Below are 14,955 nucleotides of genomic sequence, written 5' to 3'. Positions count from 1 at the left end.
GTTTCGATGACCGCATTCGTCTCGGTGGCGTTGCTGGCGGCGTCCTTGGCTGTCGCGCCGGCAAACGCCGCCCCGGAGTTCGAGGTCAACCCCTTCGTGGGCACCGAGAACTTCGGCAACACCTTCCCCGGCGCCGGCGCACCGTTCGGCATGGTGCAGGTCAGTCCCGATACCGGCGGCCAGGGCGGCTACGACTACCGGCAGGACACCATCTACGGCTTCAGTCAGACGCACCTCTCCGGCGTCGGCTGCGGGGTGGCCGGCGAGCTGCCGATCATGCCGACCACCGGCGCGATCACCAGCGTGGACCCGGCCGCCTACCGCTCGGCCTACGCGCACGCCGACGAGGAGGCCGCGCCCGGCTACTACCGGGTCGGGCTGAGTCGCTACGGCGTCGGCGCCGAGCTGACCGCGACCGCCCGGACCGGCTGGCAGCGCTACACGTTCCCGGCCACCGGCGCCGCGAACGTCCTGTTCAACACCGGCCGGGCCAACCAGTCGGTGTTCGACTCCGAGATCCACGTGGTGGGGGACCGGACGATCGAGGGCCGGGTGCACGCCGGCAACTTCTGCGCCGGCAAGGACGACCACACCGTCTTCTTCACCGCCTCGTTCGACCGGCCGTTCGCCGCCTTCGGCACCTGGCGGGGCTCGTCCGCGACGGCCAACTCCCGGGACGCCGCGGGCAGCGGCGGGAACGGCGCCTACGTCACGTTCGACGCGACCGCCGCCGCCGACGTCGTGGTCAAGGTCGGGTTGTCCTACACCGGCCTGCCGGGCGCGCGGGCCAATCTCGCCGCCGAGACCGGCGACGGCTACGACTTCGATCAGGTGCGGGCGTCGCTGCAGGCTTCGTGGGTGGCCGCGCTTGCCAAGATCAAAATAGGCGGGGGTACGGCGGACCGACGCGTCGCCTTCTACACCGCGCTGTACCACTCGCTGCTGCACCCGAACCTGGCCGGTGACGTGGACGGGTCGTACGTCGGGTTCGACCGGGCCGTGCATCGGGCCGTGGGGTACACGCCGTACCAGAACTTCTCGCTCTGGGACACCTACCGGCCACAGAACCAGCTGCTCGAACTGCTCGCCCCGGAGGTGGCCCGGGACGTCGCGCTGTCGGTGCTCGCGATCGGGCGGGACGGCGGCTGGCTGCCGCGGTGGGCGCTGGCCAACAGCGAAACCAACATCATGACCGGGGACCCGGTCACCCCGTTCCTGGTGGAGGCGTGGTCGAAGGGGCTGCTGAGCGGGCACGAGGAGGAGGCGTACGCGTTGTTGCGGGCGAACGCGCTGAGCCAGCCGCCCGCCGCATCGCCGTACAACGGGCGCACCGGCATCGCCTACTACTCCGACCGCGGCTACATCCCGTCCGGCCTCAAGCTCGGCACTGACTGCGTGGCCAAGGGCGGCGACAACGACTGCCAGCATCCGGCGTCGGCGACCCTCGAATACGCGGCGGCCGACGCCTCGCTGGCGCTGATGGCCTCCGGGCTGGGCAAGACGGCCGACGCGCGGCTCTTCGCCGGCCGCGGGCAGTGGTATCGCAACCTGTGGGACTCCTCGATCGGACAGTTCCGGCCGCGGACCGTGGACGGCACCTGGCTCACCCCGTACGACCCGGTCGCGGCGGGCGAGCAGTTCCACGAGGGCGGCGCCTATCAGTACCAGTGGCTCGTGCCGCAGGACCCGGCCGGACTCGTCTCGCTGATGGGCGGTCGGCAGGCCACCGAGCAGCGGCTCGACGACTTCTTCGCCTACCCGCACCTGCTGACCGACCCGGCCGGGACCGCGCGCACCGACTGGATCGCGCACCCGTACGAGTACTACTCGAAGGCCACCTACAACCCGAACAACGAACCCGACCTGCTCGCGCCGTACCTCTACCACTGGGCCGGCGACCCGGCCAAGACCGCGACCGTGGTGCGGGCCGCGATGACCCTGTTCACCACCGGGCCGGACGGGATGACCGGCAACGACGACCTCGGCACGATGAGCGCCTGGTACGTGTTCTCGTCGCTCGGCCTCTACCCGACCATGAGCGGCGCCAACTTCCTGGCCGTCTCCAGCCCGCAGTTCCCGTCCGCGGTCGTCGACGTGGCCGGGCACCCGCTGACCATCACCGCGCCCGGCGCCTCGGACACCCGCCGCTACATCCAGCGGGTCTCGGTCGGCGGCCGGTCGCTCAGCAGGAACTGGATCCCGTGGTCGGCGATCGGGTCGGGCGGGACGATCGCGCACACCCTCGGGGACACGCCGTCGAAGTGGGGGACCGCGGTCGCCGACCAGCCGCCCTCGGTCAACCAGGCGCCGGCCGACGGGCGCACCCATCTCGACGCGGCGATCCGGCCCGGGTCGGCGGCGCTCGCCCCGGGCGGGAGCGTCACGCTGACCGTCGACCTCGTCGGCCAGGCCCCGGGCGTGCTGCACCCGAAGGTGACCGCGGAAGTACCGGCGGGGTGGACGGTGTCGGTACGGCAGCCGCGGCCTCTCCACTCTTATCGACTGCCGGTCTCGTCCTCAGCGGCAGTAACGGTCTCGGCTCCGGCGGGAACGGCCCTGGCCTCGTACCCCCTCTCGGTGACGGTGACCGGCGCTCAGCCGGTGGCAGCGACAGCGAGCCTGGTCGTCAGTGCGCCGTTGACCTGTGGCTATACCAACGCGGAGGCCAACACGGAGGCCAACACGGCGGCCAACGCGGCGGCCAACACGGAGGCCAACACGGAGGCCAACACGGCGGCCGACGCGGAGGCCAACGCGGCGGCCTGCGCGGTTGATCTTGGGCCGCTGCTGAGCCGGGACGGCACCGCGACCGTCGCGGCACCGGCCGAGGGCAACTTCGACGGCGGCGGCTGGAGTTTCGATGCCGACCTGCTTCCCGCGGCCGGGCCGGTGACCTGGGATGGCGTCACGTTCCTGGCCCCGTCGCCGGCGGGAACCGCGCCGAACTTCATGCCGGCGGCCGGGCAGGCGCTGCTGCTCCCGGCCGGGCACGCCACCGCGCACCTCGTCGTGACCAGCCACAACGGGCCGGTCAGCGGTGGCCTGACCATTGGCTATACCGACGGAACGTACGCGTCGGTGCCGCTCACCGTGGCCGACTGGTGCGGGAGCCCGGCGGCCGGAACGACCACGGTGCTCGCCATGGACCACCGGATCAAGGCCGGTCAGGGCGTGGATGGACCACCGGTCAGCCTCTTCGGCGTGACCGTGCCGGCGGCCGCCGGCAAGCAGCTACGGTCGCTGACCCTGCCCACCGCCGCCGGCCTTTACGTCTATGCGGTGAGCATTTACTGAGGGACCTGCCTTGAGCTGCAGCTCGCCGCCGGCCTTGACGTCTATGCCGTGTGTATTTATTGAAGGTTATTCAGGACCTACCTTGAGCTGCAGCTCGCCGCAGGTCAGCGGCGAGGTCCTCGCCGTCCTGAATAACCTTCATTGAGTCCAGCCGTACAGGTGCTCGACATGGATGCGGACGACCAGCCGGCCGTCCGCCACCATGGCGCGCCGGTAGTCGTCCCAGTCGGGGTGCTCCTTGCCGGCGATCAGCCGGTAGACCTCGATCAGCTCGTCGACGGTGGCGTCGTCCTCGGCCCAGGAGACCGCGCTGAGCTCGGCGGTGCCGTCGGCCACCGCGTAGCCCCAGCCGCCGGCCGTGGTCACCTTGATGCTGACCCGGGGGTCGCGCCGCATGTTGTGCACCTTGGCGAGGGCGGTGCGGGTGGAGAACCGGATGAGACGGTCGCCGGTGGTGTAGCTGACGTCGGACAGCTGCGGCCGCCCGTCCTTCTTGATCGTCGCCACGGTGCCGAGGTTCCCGGCGGCGATCACGCTCCACAACTGCTCTTCGGACATGCCCTCGAATCTACTGACTGACAGCAGCCGGCGCGGCGGGGAACCGCCGCGCCGGCCGCTGTTCACCTCAGAGCTGGGAGCACTGGCCGAGACGGAGGCCCGTCCCGGCGTTCTTCAGGCCGTTGTTCACCGGCGGCGGCTGGTTGCCGGTGCAGGTGAGCGGGCCGTTGATGGTGTTGCCGGCCACCACCGTCGAGCCGTGCCCACTGGTCAAGGTGACGAACCCGCGGACCGTGTTGTGTTCCAGGGCCACCGGGCCGGCGCCGGTCGCCGTGATCGCGCCCTGCACCGTGCTGTTGAGCAGCGACAGCGAGCCACTGACGGTGACCGCCGCCTTGAGGGTGGCGCCAGTGGCGTAGAGGGAGGCGCCGCTGCGCACCGTGACCAGGCCGGTCACCGTGGCGCCCGGGGCCAGGCAGGTGACCCCCGACTTGATCGTCAGAGCGCCGGAGACCTCGTCGGCGATCGTGGTGGTGCAGGCCGGCGCGGGCGTGCCGAGCAGCTCCACCTCGGCCAGCGAGCCGGTCAGGTCGAGCGCGTAGTACTTGTAGCGCCCCGGGTTGGCGATCTTGAAGGGCCGGGTCTGGAGTCGCCAGTCGAAGGTCTGCGCGGACCTGGTGTCGATGGTCGTCCAGGTGGTGCCGTCGTAGGAGCCGCGCAGGGTCCACGATGCCGGGTCGGTGCCGGTCGTGTCGGCCGAGGTGAGCGTGTAATAGGAGGCGGCCTCGCCGGCCGAAGCGAACGTGTAGGTGAACGAGCCGTTGACCGCGGCGCGGGTGGCCGACGTGTCGTCCACCAGGGTCGGGATCGAGGCCGTGCCCTTGCCCGGGCCGGTCAGGTCGCGCAGCGGCGACGCCACCGCAGTACCAGTGGTCAGCGACGGCGGCGGGGAGTAGGCACCCCACGACGACGGCTGCGAGCCCATGTCGAAGTCGAGCGTCGCCCCGTTCGCCAGCAGCGTGTGCGGCAACGACGTACTCGAATAAGCCTTGCCGTTGATCTTGAGGCTTTGAACATAGACGTTCGTCGCGGAGTTCTTAGGCGCGTTCACGACGATCTTCTTGCCGTTCTCCAGGTTCACCGTGGCCTTGGTGAAGAGCGGGGAACCGATCGCGTAGGCCGCGCTGCCCATCTGCAACGGGTAGAAGCCGAGCGCCGAGAACACCTGCCAGCCGGACATCTCGCCGTTGTCCTCGTCGCCGGGGTAGCCCTGGCCGATCTCGCTGCCCAGGTAGAGCCGGGACAGCGCCTCCCGCACGAGTGCCTGCGTCTTGGCCGGCTGACCGGCGAAGTTGTACATGTACGGGATGTGGTGCGACGGCTGGTTGCTGAAGCCCCACTGACCCATCCGCACGTCCCGGGCCTCGAGCATCTCGTGGATCGTGCCGCCGTAGGAACCGGGGAAACCGGCCGTCTCCGGTGTCGCGAAGAACTGGTCGAGCTTCTTCGCCAGCCCGTCCTTGCCGCCGTAGAGGTTGGCCAGCCCCTGCCCGTCCTGCGGCACGTGGAAGGCCATGTTCCAGCCGTCGGTCTCGGTGTAGTCGTAGCCCCAGACCCGCGGGTCGTAGTCGTCGGCACTCTGCCGCCAGCGACCGCTCGCATCCTTGCCCTGGAAGAACCCGACGCTCGGGTCGAACATGGTGACGTAGTTCATCGCCCGGTTCCGGAAGTACTCGGCCTCCTCGGTCTTGCCGAGCGCCGCCGCCATGTTCGCGATGCCGAAGTCGTTGATGTAGCCGTCCATCGCCCACGACATCGCCTCGCCGGTCGCGTCACTCGGCGTGTATCCCTTGAAGATCGAGGTCGCGAGGGCCTTCCGCCCGACGTTCTGGTTGGGCGGCGTCACCGTCGCGTTCTTCAGCGCCGCCTGATAGGCCGCGTCAACATCAAAGCCTTTGACCCCTTTGAGGTACGCGTCGGCAAAGGCCACATCGGAGCTGGTCCCGACCATCAAATTCGCGTATCCGGGCGACGACCACCGGGAGATCCATCCGCCGTCCTTGTATTGCTGCACGAACCCGTTGACCATCTCGCCGGCGTCACTCGGGGTGAGCAGCGAATAGGCCGGCCACGTAGTGCGATAGGTGTCCCAGAACCCGTTGTTGACGAACACCTTCCCGTCCTTGACCGGCGCCCCGGTCTCGGTCGGTGTGCTGGCCGGCGAGGTCACCGCCGACTGCACGGTGTGCTTGAAGACCGGCGCCTCGGCCGACCCGGTGTTCTCGTAGGCCGAGTTCGGGTAGAGGAACAGCCGGTACAGGTTGGAGTAGAGCGTGGTGAGCTGGTCCTCGGACGCGCCCTCGACCTCGATGGTCTTCATCTTGGCGTCCCACTGCTGCAGCGCGGCATCGCGCACCGACTCCAGCGTCGCGTCGGCGGCGATCTCCAGGTCGAGGTTGTGCTTCGCCTGCGCCACGCTGATCAGCGACGTCGCGATCCGCAGGTTGACGGTCTTCGCGCCGAACTTCAGGTAGCCGGTCGACGGCCGGTTACCACTGGTCAACATCCCGCTCGCGGTGATCGGGGCGTCCACCGTGGCGTACATGAACATCCGCGTCCAGCCCGCCGACAGGCTGCCGCTGTTGACGTCCGACCAGCCGGAGAACGCCTGGCCGGGAGCGTCGATGGTCAACCCGGCATTCGCGTTGACGTTGTCCAGGATCAGGTTGGCGTCGTCGCCGGGGAACGTGAACCGCATCAGCGCCGCGTGATCGGTCGGCGCAAGCTCGGTCGTCAGCCCGTTGTCGAATGTGACCCCGTAGTAGTACGGCTTGGCGATCTCGTTGTCGTGACTGAAGCTCAGCGCCCGATTTGTCCGGCCGGCGTTGATCGCCGTCGACGGCATGACCTGGAACGTCTGCCGGTCACCCATCCACGGTGACGGCTCGTGACTGGCCGAGAACGCCTGGATGGTCGGCCGGTTGGCCGCGTTGTTCTGCCGTGACCACTGGTAGAGCCAGCTGGTCGAGCCGGCGTCGGTCACCGGCGTCCAGAAGTTGAAGCCGTGCGGCACCGCGGTGGCCGGGTAGTTGTTGCCCCGCGAGAAGTCGCCGGACGACTGGGTGCCGCGCCGCGTGTCGGCGTACTCCGCAAGGTGGGTCTGGGGTGTCGCCGCCGCGACGTCGCCGATCGAGATGTCGTCGAACCAGGCCCGGAAGTCGGTGGGCCCGCTCGGCTTGTCGTAACCGACAAGGATCCGGTCGATGGTCTTGCCCGCCGCGACCGTGCCGATCCGCGCGGTTCGCTTGTTCCACTGCGCGGTGTACAGGGTCTTGGACTCGCCCTGCGCGGCCGGACTGAGCACGATGCCGTGCTGGTCGGTCGCCTGCAGATCCGACAAATAGGTCCCATCGGTGAAGGCCAGGTCAACTGCGGTATAGGTGGCCGGATTGCTCAGATCCGCCCGATTGAACTCGGGAAACACAAGGTAGGAGAGCTCGGTCTGGTCACTCACGCTCAGCTCGACATCAAAGACTTTGCTGTACGCGTAACCGCGGCCCGTCACGGTGTGTCGCCCGGCCAGCTGGAACGCCTTGAGCCCCGAGTAACCGGCCCCGGCCTTCGCGGTCGGCGAACTGGCCGGACCGTTGCCGACCCGGCTCTGCGCCGGCCCTTCCTGCGGGGGAGTGGTGTTCGCGTCGGCCAGCTCCAGGCCGGCGAGCTGGGTGAGGTTGCCCGACGGGTGCCCGGTGATGGTGAGCCGGTAGATCGACCAGCTCGACGGGGTGGTCACGTCGTAGGTGTTGGTGGTGAACCGGTCGGCGAACGTCTGCCCCGACCGGGCGTCCACGGTCGTCCAGGTCGCACCGTCGGTCGAGCCCTGCAGCGTCCAGTCCCGCGGGTCCCGCTCCGGGGCGTCGTTCGCGCTGGTCAGCGCGTATTTCACGACGGTCGCCGGGGCGTCCAGGGTGTACTGCGCCCAGCTCGGGTCGGTGTCCACCAGCCACTTGGTGGCCTCGTCGCCGTCGTTGAGGTTGTTGCCGTTCTCGTTGCTGTTCGGCTGGGCGTTCACCGCGATCGCGGTGACGTGCGCGCGCAGGCTGCCCGGCATGCCCGCGGTGACGTCGCCGTCGACACCGCTCGCCCGCTCGACCGTGTCGGTCCAGTCCGGCTGCGGATCCCCGGCCTCGAACGACGAGGCGAACGCCGGCCCGGCCGCGTGCGCCGGACTACCGATCATCATCGCTCCCACCAGGCTGCCGACGGTAACTGTCGCGAGTATCCAATGTGGTCGGCGCATCCTCGCTCCTCAGATCATCCACGTAACGTCCGCGACACATCGTTACTGGTAGATCTATCAATGGGCAAGAGTCCTTCAAACAGAATCGCGCATGAGTGACATCGATGTCATAACCAGCCTTGCGGGGCCTTCTTGCTTGGCATATGGTCGGGACGGACGGGTCGGGCCATTCTCGACCATGTGCGATTGTGTGAGTTTTATCGATGCTGCCTGAGTGGCTCTCGGGGTGGTGCCGAGAGCATCTCGGCGCGGCGCCCGCCACCGTGCTGCACTCGTCCGTCCACATGTCCGAGGTGTTCGGCCTGCGCCTGATGGACGGCCGGGATGTCGCGATCAAGGCCCGCCCCGACCAGAACGGCCGCGAGGCCACCTGCGTCGAGGTGCAGCGTTTCCTGGCCGCCAACGGCTATCCCTGCGCCGCCCCGCTCACCGGGGTGACGGTCCGCGACGGCTGGGCCGTGCACGCCGAGCAGTGGCGCCCCGGCGGCACGATGCTGAGCGACACCGACCCCGGCACCGCCCGCCTGTTCGCCCGCCCGCTGGCCGAGATGGTCGCCCTGGCCGCCGACATCGAGGTCGGCGGCACCGCTCCCGGCGCCGTCGAGCCGCCGCTGCCCAACCCCGAGTGGACCAGGTGGGACCACGGCGAGCCCGGCCCGTGGCCACGCATCCCCTACCTCGAGGGCCACGACCACGTCGAGGTCCCGGTGTTCGTCACCGAGGCGGCCCGCCGCATCCACGAGCGACTGTCCGCGGTCTATCTGCCGAGGGTGCTGGGCCACGCCGACTGGGAGGCGCAAAACTTGCGCTGGCACGGCGACCGCCCCTGGGCCGTGCACGACTGGGACAGCCTGGCCTGGCTGCCCGAGGCCGCCATCGCCGGCGCCGCCAGCGGCGCCTTCGCCAGCGCCAAATCCCCCACGCTGGCCCCCGTCCCCAGCTCACAGGCATTCCTCGACGCGTACGCCGAGGCCCGCGGCCGCCCCTTCGACGACCAGGAGATCGAGGTCGCGTGGGCGGCGAGCCTGTGGCCGGCCCTGCACAACGCCCGCTCCGAGGCCCTGCACAACAGCACGCCGGTGGCCCTGACCGCGGTGGCCCAGCAGGCCGAGGAGCGGCTACGCCTGGCCGGCGCGTGACGGCAGCGCGGCCACCCACCGCTCGACCTCGCGCGGCGACCGCAGCAGAACGATCTCGACCGGAAACGCCGGATCGGCATGCCACTCCCGCATGCGGCGCCGCTTGCGCGTGAACGACCGGAAATGCCAGACCAGAATCGACTCCCGGTCGAGAAAGGTGCCCCGCCAGGTCTCGTAGTTCCCGTTGCAGGTGGCCGTCCGCCGCACGATCTGCCGCACGGTGCGCCGAAGCAGCCGCTGAAGGCTGAGCCACCGGGGAAGATCAAGCCCGACGATGAGATCCACCCGGGCAAGCACAAGATCCCGCCAGATCCCGTACGCCGAGTCAACCACCCAGGCGTCCCCCGCACAGACCGCCCCGAGCCGTTCCCGCTGCTCCGCATGACCGACCGGAACCCACCCCGGATCCCAGGTGAGGTCGTCGACCGAGTGATAGGGCACCCCGAGCCGCTCCCCGACCCGCCGGGCCAGAGTGGACTTCCCCGACCCGGTCACCCCGTAGACCAGAATCCGCCGCACCCACTCACCCTACGATCGCCCGCGCCACCCCGTCACCCGTCCGGGTTTCACCCACGGTGCTGCCGTCGCCATACGATCGCCCCATGCGTGGTGTCGCCCTCTCGGTGGTCCTGGCCTGCCGGCGGGATGGTGCCGGCGGAAGTCCGACGGCCGTGCTCGACGATGTGGTGCTCTCCGATGCCGAGCGTCGTGCGATTCCGGGACTGGCCGACACGTCACACGCTGCCTTCGTGACCGCGGACGGCGCCGTGCGCTTCTTCACGTCCGAAGGAGAGCTTCCCGCGTGCGGGCATGGCACGGTCGCGGCCCTGGCCTGGCTCGCTCAGCGGACCGGCCGGGCCGACCACGTCCTGCGTGTCTCGGGCCGCGCCTTCGAGGGCTCGGCCGTTCGGCTCGGCGACGGCAGCTTCGAGGTCGCCTTCGATCCCGGGCCGGTCACCCTGCGCACGCCCGTGCCGGCGGAGATCTCCGAGGTGGCCGCGGCGGCCGGCGTGGACGCGGCGTCCGGCTGCGTTGCCACTCTCGGCCGGCCGCGGCTGCTGCTCGCCGTTCCCGACCGGGCGAGTCTCGCCGCCCTGGCCCCCGACATGGACCGGCTCCGCGCCGCCACCGAGGCATTCGGGCTGCTCGGCTGCTATGTCCACACGCCGCCCGACGACGGCGGCCGGTGCGCGGCCCGGATGTTCGCGCCGGCCATCGGCGTCCCCGAAGACATCGCCAACGCCAACAGCACCGCCTGCCTGGCCACCCACCTGGCCCGGCCGATCGCGGTGGACATGGGCGATTCGCTCGGACGTCCGGCCACCATCGCCGCCCGCCCCGGCTTCGTCGGCGGCTTCGCCACCGTGCCCGGCCGCGGCGTGTCGGCGGCAGAAGGGTCGTAACCTGCTCGGGTGCCCATGCTCATGATCTACGACGGCCCGGTGGCGCCGGATGCGCCCGGGACCCGCACCGGTGGTCTTCCGCTCGTCCCGCCGGCGTTCGAGTGGCCGCGGTGCCGCGAGTGCGATGGGGCCATGCAGTTTCTGGCTCAGGTCAGCCTCGCCGACATCGATCCGGGCGATGACGGCCTGCTGTCGATCTTCATGTGTGCGAACGATCCTGGCCTGTGCGACGAGTGGGATGCGGCCGGTGGTGGGAACCGGGCGTTCGTCTTCGGGGCGGATGCGGTTGGCGTGGCTGAGCCGCCCGGTGAAGAATTCACTCTTCTGGCCGAGACCTCCGGGGTTGCTTTCGAGGAGGAGCTGAGCGACGAGGACTACCTGGCCGCCTGATCAGGTTGGCCGGCCGACCAGGGCGGCGGCCCAGTCGGTCAAGGCGGGGTCGGCCAGCGAGGGGTAGAGGGCGTCGGTTTCCAGGGGCACGCCGGGCAGGGACGGGACGCCGATGATGAACATGCCGGCTGCTCTCGCGGAGCGGGCGCCGGTGCCGGAGTCCTCGAACGCCACGCTCCGGGCCGGGGTCGCGCCCAGGCCTGCGCACGCCGTCAGGTAGAGGTCGGGGGCCGGCTTCGGGTTCTCGACGTCGTCGGCCGTGCAGACGTGGGTGAACAGGTCGGCCAGGCCCGCGGACCGCAGCGCGGCCTCGACGAACGGGCGCGGGCTGTTGCTCGCCACCGCGATCGGGACGCGGCCGCGCACGGCCGTCACCAACTCGCGGGCGCCGGGCAGGGCGTCCGCGCCGGCCGCCAACTCCTCGGCCACCAGGTCGTGCAGGCGCTTCGTGACCGCTTCCACCTCCTGCGGGCGGCCGAAATACGCCGCCATCGCGGCGGCGCCGTCCCGCAGCGTCCGGCCGATCAGGAGCTTCTTCTGCTCCAGGCCGAAGGCGTGGCGGTGGTCGGCGAAGATCGCGGTTTCGGCCCGGGTCCAGCAGGTCTCCGTGTCGACCAGCAGGCCGTCGCAGTCGAAGACGATCGCGTCCACCTCGAGTGGCAAGCCCATGACTACTCCCCGTGGTAGTGGTGCGGGTGGACCAGTGGGTCCTCGGCGACCACGTGGTCGATCACCGCCCAGAACTCGGCCAGCCGCGGGTGGGCCAGCGCCTCGGCCCGGGTCAGCTTCTGGCCGAACAGCGGGGCATCCGGCGCCACCGCGGCCGCGTCCACCGCCGTGGCGGCCGGCTGGTCGCTGCCCTGCACCGGGCCGAAGCGGCAACCGAACGTGAGGTGGTCGTCGACCGGCTCGGGGGTGCCCCACGTTCCGAAGATCACGTCTATCCAGGACTCGCGGACGTCGCCGTGGTCGTAGCAGGACGCGAAGAACACCGCGTACGGCACGCCGTCCCGGGTGATCGACGACCAGGTGCGGCGGCTCGCGTTGCCGCAGCACTCGCAGGTCTTGTCGGTGCCGCCCCGGGTCGCCTCGTCGATTGCCAGCATGGGGACGGATCATTCCCGCGGTGGGCAGCGCGTGGCAACCCCGCGGGGGAGGATGGCGGGGTGGCGGAGACGGGTGAGGAACGCGACGGGGTCAAGCTGACCAACCTCGACCAGGAGCTGTTCGAGGGGGCCGGGGCGACCAAACGGGACCTGATCGACTACCTCGACGCGGTCGGTGACCGATTTGTCGCGGTGCTGCGGCAGCGGCCGCTGTCGGTGATCCGGCTGCTGCGCGGGCAGGAGCAGTTCATGCAGAAGAACCTGCCGAAATACACGCCGGAGTGGGTGCCGCGGACCGAGGTGTGGGCGGAGGCGTCGCACCGGAAGGTGACCTACGGGCTCTGCAACGACCGGCGGACGCTGCTGTGGTTCGGCAACCAGCGGGCCCTCGAATATCACCCGGGGCTCATGCTGGCCGGCGACCACCACCCCACCCATCTGATCATGGACCTGGACCCGCCGGAGGGCGACGGCTTCGGGTCGGCGGTCGCCGCGGCGAAGCTGGTGCGGCGGGTGCTCGCCGACATCGGGATGGCCGGGGCGTTGAAGACCAGCGGCTCCAAAGGGGTGCACGTGTTCGTGCCGCTCGACGGGAAAGCGCCGGCCGACGAGGTCGCGGCGGCCACCCGGGCGGTCGCGGCACGGGCCGAGCGGCTCGATCCGGAGCTGGCGACCACCGCGTTCATCCGGGACGACCGGCACGGCAAGGTCTTCCTCGACGCGACCCGGTCCGGCGGCGCGACCGTGGTGGCGGCCTACAGCCCGCGGGTCCGGCCGGGGGTGCGGGTGTCGTTCCCGATCGACTGGGACGATGCGGACACGGTGGACCCGGCGGCCTTCACCATCAAGACCGTGCCGGGGCTGATCGGCGACCGCGACCCGTGGGCCGCGGCCATGCCGTCACCGCAGCCGCTCGACCGCGGGCTCGTCGAGGAAGGGCACACCATTCCGGTCGCCCGGGTCGCGGCCATGCACGAAGGAAAGCGGCGCGCCAAGGCGCGCCGCGAAGCGGAATGACGGCCTGCTCTGAACCCGAACAGCACGGAACTGCCGCAAAAATGCGGGACCCGTCACGCGTACCTATAAAAGGTCTCGCCAGAACGTGACCGATGCCCGGACCTGTTGGTCCTCGGGTTTTCCGAGGGTGAATTCGCGGTTCAGCCAATCGGTGAGGTCGTTGCCGTAGTGGACGACGTCGGTCTGATAGATCGACAGGACCGGGTGGCCGGGTATCGCGGCCGGTAGATAGCGGTGCGAATAGACCGGGATCATTCGCGGTGCGGTCACCAGATAGCCGCGCGCGGCCGTCATCGCGTCGGCGACGTTTTCCGGCCGGAAGCCCCACCCTTCGTACCAGAAATTGTTTTCCACGACGTCGAAGAGGATGCCCTCGACCGGCCAGGCCAGGCGTTCACGCAGGCCCAATCGGTCGGGGCTGCGCCAATCCGGCCAGCCGCGGCCGGACGGCATGCCCTCGGCCAGAAAGGCGCGGTGCTCGGGGGCGAAGGTGAAACCGAACTCGTGCTCGGTCGCCGATAGCTCCTGGTCGGAGAGTCCGGGTGCGATGAGGAATCGTCCGGAAGCGGCGAGTAGTTCCGCGGCGGTCACCCGGTTACCTTATCGGGGTGAGTGACCGGGATGTATCCCTCTGGAGGCGGCACTACACCGAACGGTGTAGCCGGCAGTGACTGCGCCGGGACGACGCGCCTGGCCGGCGACCGGAAATAGCGTCCCGGCCATGAACTTCATTCTCACCCTGGTGGGTGTGCCGGCCGGGCTCGCGATCACCGGCGGCAACACGCAGACCGTCATCACCGCCTCGCTGGCCCTCTGGCTGGCGCTCCTCATGCTGTTCCTGCGCCGGTGGCCACGCACCGTGCTCGTCGTGTCGATGCTGTCGGTGACGGCGTTCCATACGGCCGACCTGATCGGGTCCGGCTGGGTCTGGCCGGCCACCGCCGCCCTGGTGGCCCTCACCCTGAGCGGGCGACTCCGGGCCACGAGCATCGCGGCGGGCTGCGGGCTTGCGTACGGGTTCGGCTGGGACGCCTTCGTCGACCTCGACCACGGCCCGGACTGGGCGCTCGCCCACGTCGGCGGGGAGATCCTGTGGGTGGCCGCGGTGCTGGCCGCCGCCACCGCCTACCGCAACACGCTGCGCTGGCGGACCGAGGTGGCCCGCCGGCTCGAGCAGGACGAGCACGAGCGGGAGTTGGAGGCCGGCCGCCGGCGGGCCGAGGAACGCGTCGAGATCGCCCGTGACCTGCACGATGTCGTCTCGCACACGCTCGCCGTCGTCGGCGTGCACCTGAACGTGGCGCTGGACGCGTTCGAGACCGACCCGGCCGAGGCGAAGGAGTCGCTGCGGCTGGCGCAGGAGGTGCGCGGCCGGGCGATGACCGACCTGAGGTCGATGGTCGGCGTGCTCCGGGTGCCACCGACCGACCTGGGCGGGCTCGACCGGATCGTCGAGCAGATCCGGGCGGCCGGGCTCGACGTGTCGCTCACCGAGTTCGGCGAGCGGGCCGACGTGCCGGCCGCGGTCGCGACCGCGGTCGTCCGGGTCGTGCAGGAGTCGCTGACCAACACGGTGCGTCACGCGGGCGCCCAACGGGCGGTGGTGACGCTGCGGTACGCACCGCAGAGCGTGGTGGTCGACGTGCAGGACAATGGCCGCGGCGCCGCCGAACCGATGACCGACGGCCACGGCATCTCCGGCATGCGGGAGCGGGTGGCCGCGCTCGGCGGCGCGCTCACGGCCGGTCCGGGCAGAAGCGGTTTCACCGTACGGGCGACGATCCCGATCGCCGCCGGATAGGGAACCC

The 14,955-nt window shown here is 70.3% G+C and carries 12 protein-coding genes; 6 read left to right on the top strand and 6 right to left on the bottom strand.

The genetic code is table 11. The features are described 5' to 3' along the window. The first annotated feature begins 6 nt into the window (after positions 1 to 6). Positions 7 to 3,294, top strand: coding sequence for a GH92 family glycosyl hydrolase (locus Adu01nite_RS17935; RefSeq protein ID WP_203728033.1), 3,288 nt, complete (start codon positions 7 to 9; stop codon positions 3,292 to 3,294). Positions 3,295 to 3,432: 138 nt separating this feature from the next. On the opposite strand, the gene Adu01nite_RS17930 is transcribed toward Adu01nite_RS17935, so the two are convergent. Both Adu01nite_RS17930 and Adu01nite_RS17925 read right to left on the bottom strand, forming a co-directional pair. After that, positions 3,433 to 3,852: a PPOX class F420-dependent oxidoreductase gene (locus tag Adu01nite_RS17930; RefSeq protein WP_203728032.1), complete on the bottom strand. Its 420-nt coding sequence runs from the start codon at positions 3,850 to 3,852 to the stop codon at positions 3,433 to 3,435. 67 nt (positions 3,853 to 3,919) lie between these two features. Next, positions 3,920 to 8,092, bottom strand: a complete 4,173-nt coding sequence (locus Adu01nite_RS17925; RefSeq protein ID WP_438871084.1) for a GH92 family glycosyl hydrolase — start codon at positions 8,090 to 8,092, stop codon at positions 3,920 to 3,922. A 203-nt stretch (positions 8,093 to 8,295) separates the two neighbouring features. Between Adu01nite_RS17925 and Adu01nite_RS17920 the strand changes: the two genes are divergently transcribed. After that, positions 8,296 to 9,231 (top strand): aminoglycoside phosphotransferase/kinase family protein, encoded by a 936-nt coding sequence (locus Adu01nite_RS17920; RefSeq protein WP_203728030.1) that lies wholly within the window; start codon positions 8,296 to 8,298, stop codon positions 9,229 to 9,231. On the opposite strand, the gene Adu01nite_RS17915 is transcribed toward Adu01nite_RS17920, so the two are convergent. After that, positions 9,211 to 9,750: a P-loop NTPase family protein gene (locus Adu01nite_RS17915; RefSeq protein ID WP_203728029.1), complete on the bottom strand. Its 540-nt coding sequence runs from the start codon at positions 9,748 to 9,750 to the stop codon at positions 9,211 to 9,213. The two genes, Adu01nite_RS17920 and Adu01nite_RS17915, sit on opposite strands and share 21 nt — an antisense overlap. 83 nt (positions 9,751 to 9,833) lie before the next feature. Here Adu01nite_RS17915 and Adu01nite_RS17910 point away from each other — a divergent pair, with 83 nt between their 5' ends. After that, positions 9,834 to 10,634 (top strand): PhzF family phenazine biosynthesis protein, encoded by an 801-nt coding sequence (locus Adu01nite_RS17910; RefSeq protein ID WP_203728028.1) that lies wholly within the window; start codon positions 9,834 to 9,836, stop codon positions 10,632 to 10,634. A 15-nt stretch (positions 10,635 to 10,649) separates the two neighbouring features. Continuing rightward, the gene (locus Adu01nite_RS17905) at positions 10,650 to 11,024 is read left to right on the top strand and encodes a DUF1963 domain-containing protein (protein WP_203728224.1); all 375 of its coding nucleotides are present in this window, start codon (positions 10,650 to 10,652) and stop codon (positions 11,022 to 11,024) included. On the opposite strand, the gene Adu01nite_RS17900 is transcribed toward Adu01nite_RS17905, so the two are convergent. Together Adu01nite_RS17900 and Adu01nite_RS17895 are read right to left on the bottom strand one after the other, a co-directional pair. Further along, the gene (locus Adu01nite_RS17900; protein ID WP_203728027.1) at positions 11,025 to 11,693 is read right to left on the bottom strand and encodes an HAD family hydrolase; all 669 of its coding nucleotides are present in this window, start codon (positions 11,691 to 11,693) and stop codon (positions 11,025 to 11,027) included. 2 nt (positions 11,694 to 11,695) lie between these two features. Next, a complete protein-coding gene (locus Adu01nite_RS17895) occupies positions 11,696 to 12,130 on the bottom strand; it encodes a hypothetical protein (protein ID WP_203728026.1) in 435 nt (144 codons plus the stop codon). A 60-nt stretch (positions 12,131 to 12,190) separates the two neighbouring features. On the opposite strand from Adu01nite_RS17895, the gene Adu01nite_RS17890 reads away from it, so the two are divergent. Beyond that, a complete protein-coding gene (locus Adu01nite_RS17890; RefSeq protein ID WP_203728025.1) occupies positions 12,191 to 13,147 on the top strand; it encodes a DNA polymerase domain-containing protein in 957 nt (318 codons plus the stop codon). Positions 13,148 to 13,210: 63 nt separating this feature from the next. On the opposite strand, the gene Adu01nite_RS17885 is transcribed toward Adu01nite_RS17890, so the two are convergent. Continuing rightward, complete coding sequence (locus tag Adu01nite_RS17885) at positions 13,211 to 13,738, bottom strand: hypothetical protein (protein WP_203728024.1); 528 nt, start codon at positions 13,736 to 13,738, stop codon at positions 13,211 to 13,213. A 130-nt stretch (positions 13,739 to 13,868) separates the two neighbouring features. Here Adu01nite_RS17885 and Adu01nite_RS17880 point away from each other — a divergent pair, with 130 nt between their 5' ends. Then, positions 13,869 to 14,948: a sensor histidine kinase gene (locus tag Adu01nite_RS17880; protein ID WP_203728023.1), complete on the top strand. Its 1,080-nt coding sequence runs from the start codon at positions 13,869 to 13,871 to the stop codon at positions 14,946 to 14,948. The last annotated feature ends 7 nt before the right edge of the window (positions 14,949 to 14,955 follow it).

Origin of the sequence: Paractinoplanes durhamensis, assembly GCF_016862175.1 — a bacterium.
GTDB classification, from domain to species: domain Bacteria; phylum Actinomycetota; class Actinomycetes; order Mycobacteriales; family Micromonosporaceae; genus Actinoplanes; species Actinoplanes durhamensis.
Note: the sequence above shows the minus strand (reverse complement) of the source record. Positions and strands in the feature narration are given on the sequence as shown.

What these genes read in the sequence shown, in the direction of transcription:
- Adu01nite_RS17935 (WP_203728033.1), top strand. Translation starts at nt 7, where the DNA reads ATGACCGCATTCGTCTCGGTGGCGTTGCTGGCGGCGTCCTTGGCTGTC.
- Adu01nite_RS17930 (WP_203728032.1), bottom strand. Translation starts at nt 3,852, where the DNA reads ATGTCCGAAGAGCAGTTGTGGAGCGTGATCGCCGCCGGGAACCTCGGC.
- Adu01nite_RS17925 (WP_438871084.1), bottom strand. Translation starts at nt 8,092, where the DNA reads ATGCGCCGACCACATTGGATACTCGCGACAGTTACCGTCGGCAGCCTG.
- Adu01nite_RS17920 (WP_203728030.1), top strand. Translation starts at nt 8,296, where the DNA reads ATGCTGCCTGAGTGGCTCTCGGGGTGGTGCCGAGAGCATCTCGGCGCG.
- Adu01nite_RS17910 (WP_203728028.1), top strand. Translation starts at nt 9,834, where the DNA reads ATGCGTGGTGTCGCCCTCTCGGTGGTCCTGGCCTGCCGGCGGGATGGT.
- Adu01nite_RS17905 (WP_203728224.1), top strand. Translation starts at nt 10,650, where the DNA reads ATGCTCATGATCTACGACGGCCCGGTGGCGCCGGATGCGCCCGGGACC.
- Adu01nite_RS17900 (WP_203728027.1), bottom strand. Translation starts at nt 11,693, where the DNA reads ATGGGCTTGCCACTCGAGGTGGACGCGATCGTCTTCGACTGCGACGGC.
- Adu01nite_RS17895 (WP_203728026.1), bottom strand. Translation starts at nt 12,130, where the DNA reads ATGCTGGCAATCGACGAGGCGACCCGGGGCGGCACCGACAAGACCTGC.
- Adu01nite_RS17880 (WP_203728023.1), top strand. Translation starts at nt 13,869, where the DNA reads ATGAACTTCATTCTCACCCTGGTGGGTGTGCCGGCCGGGCTCGCGATC.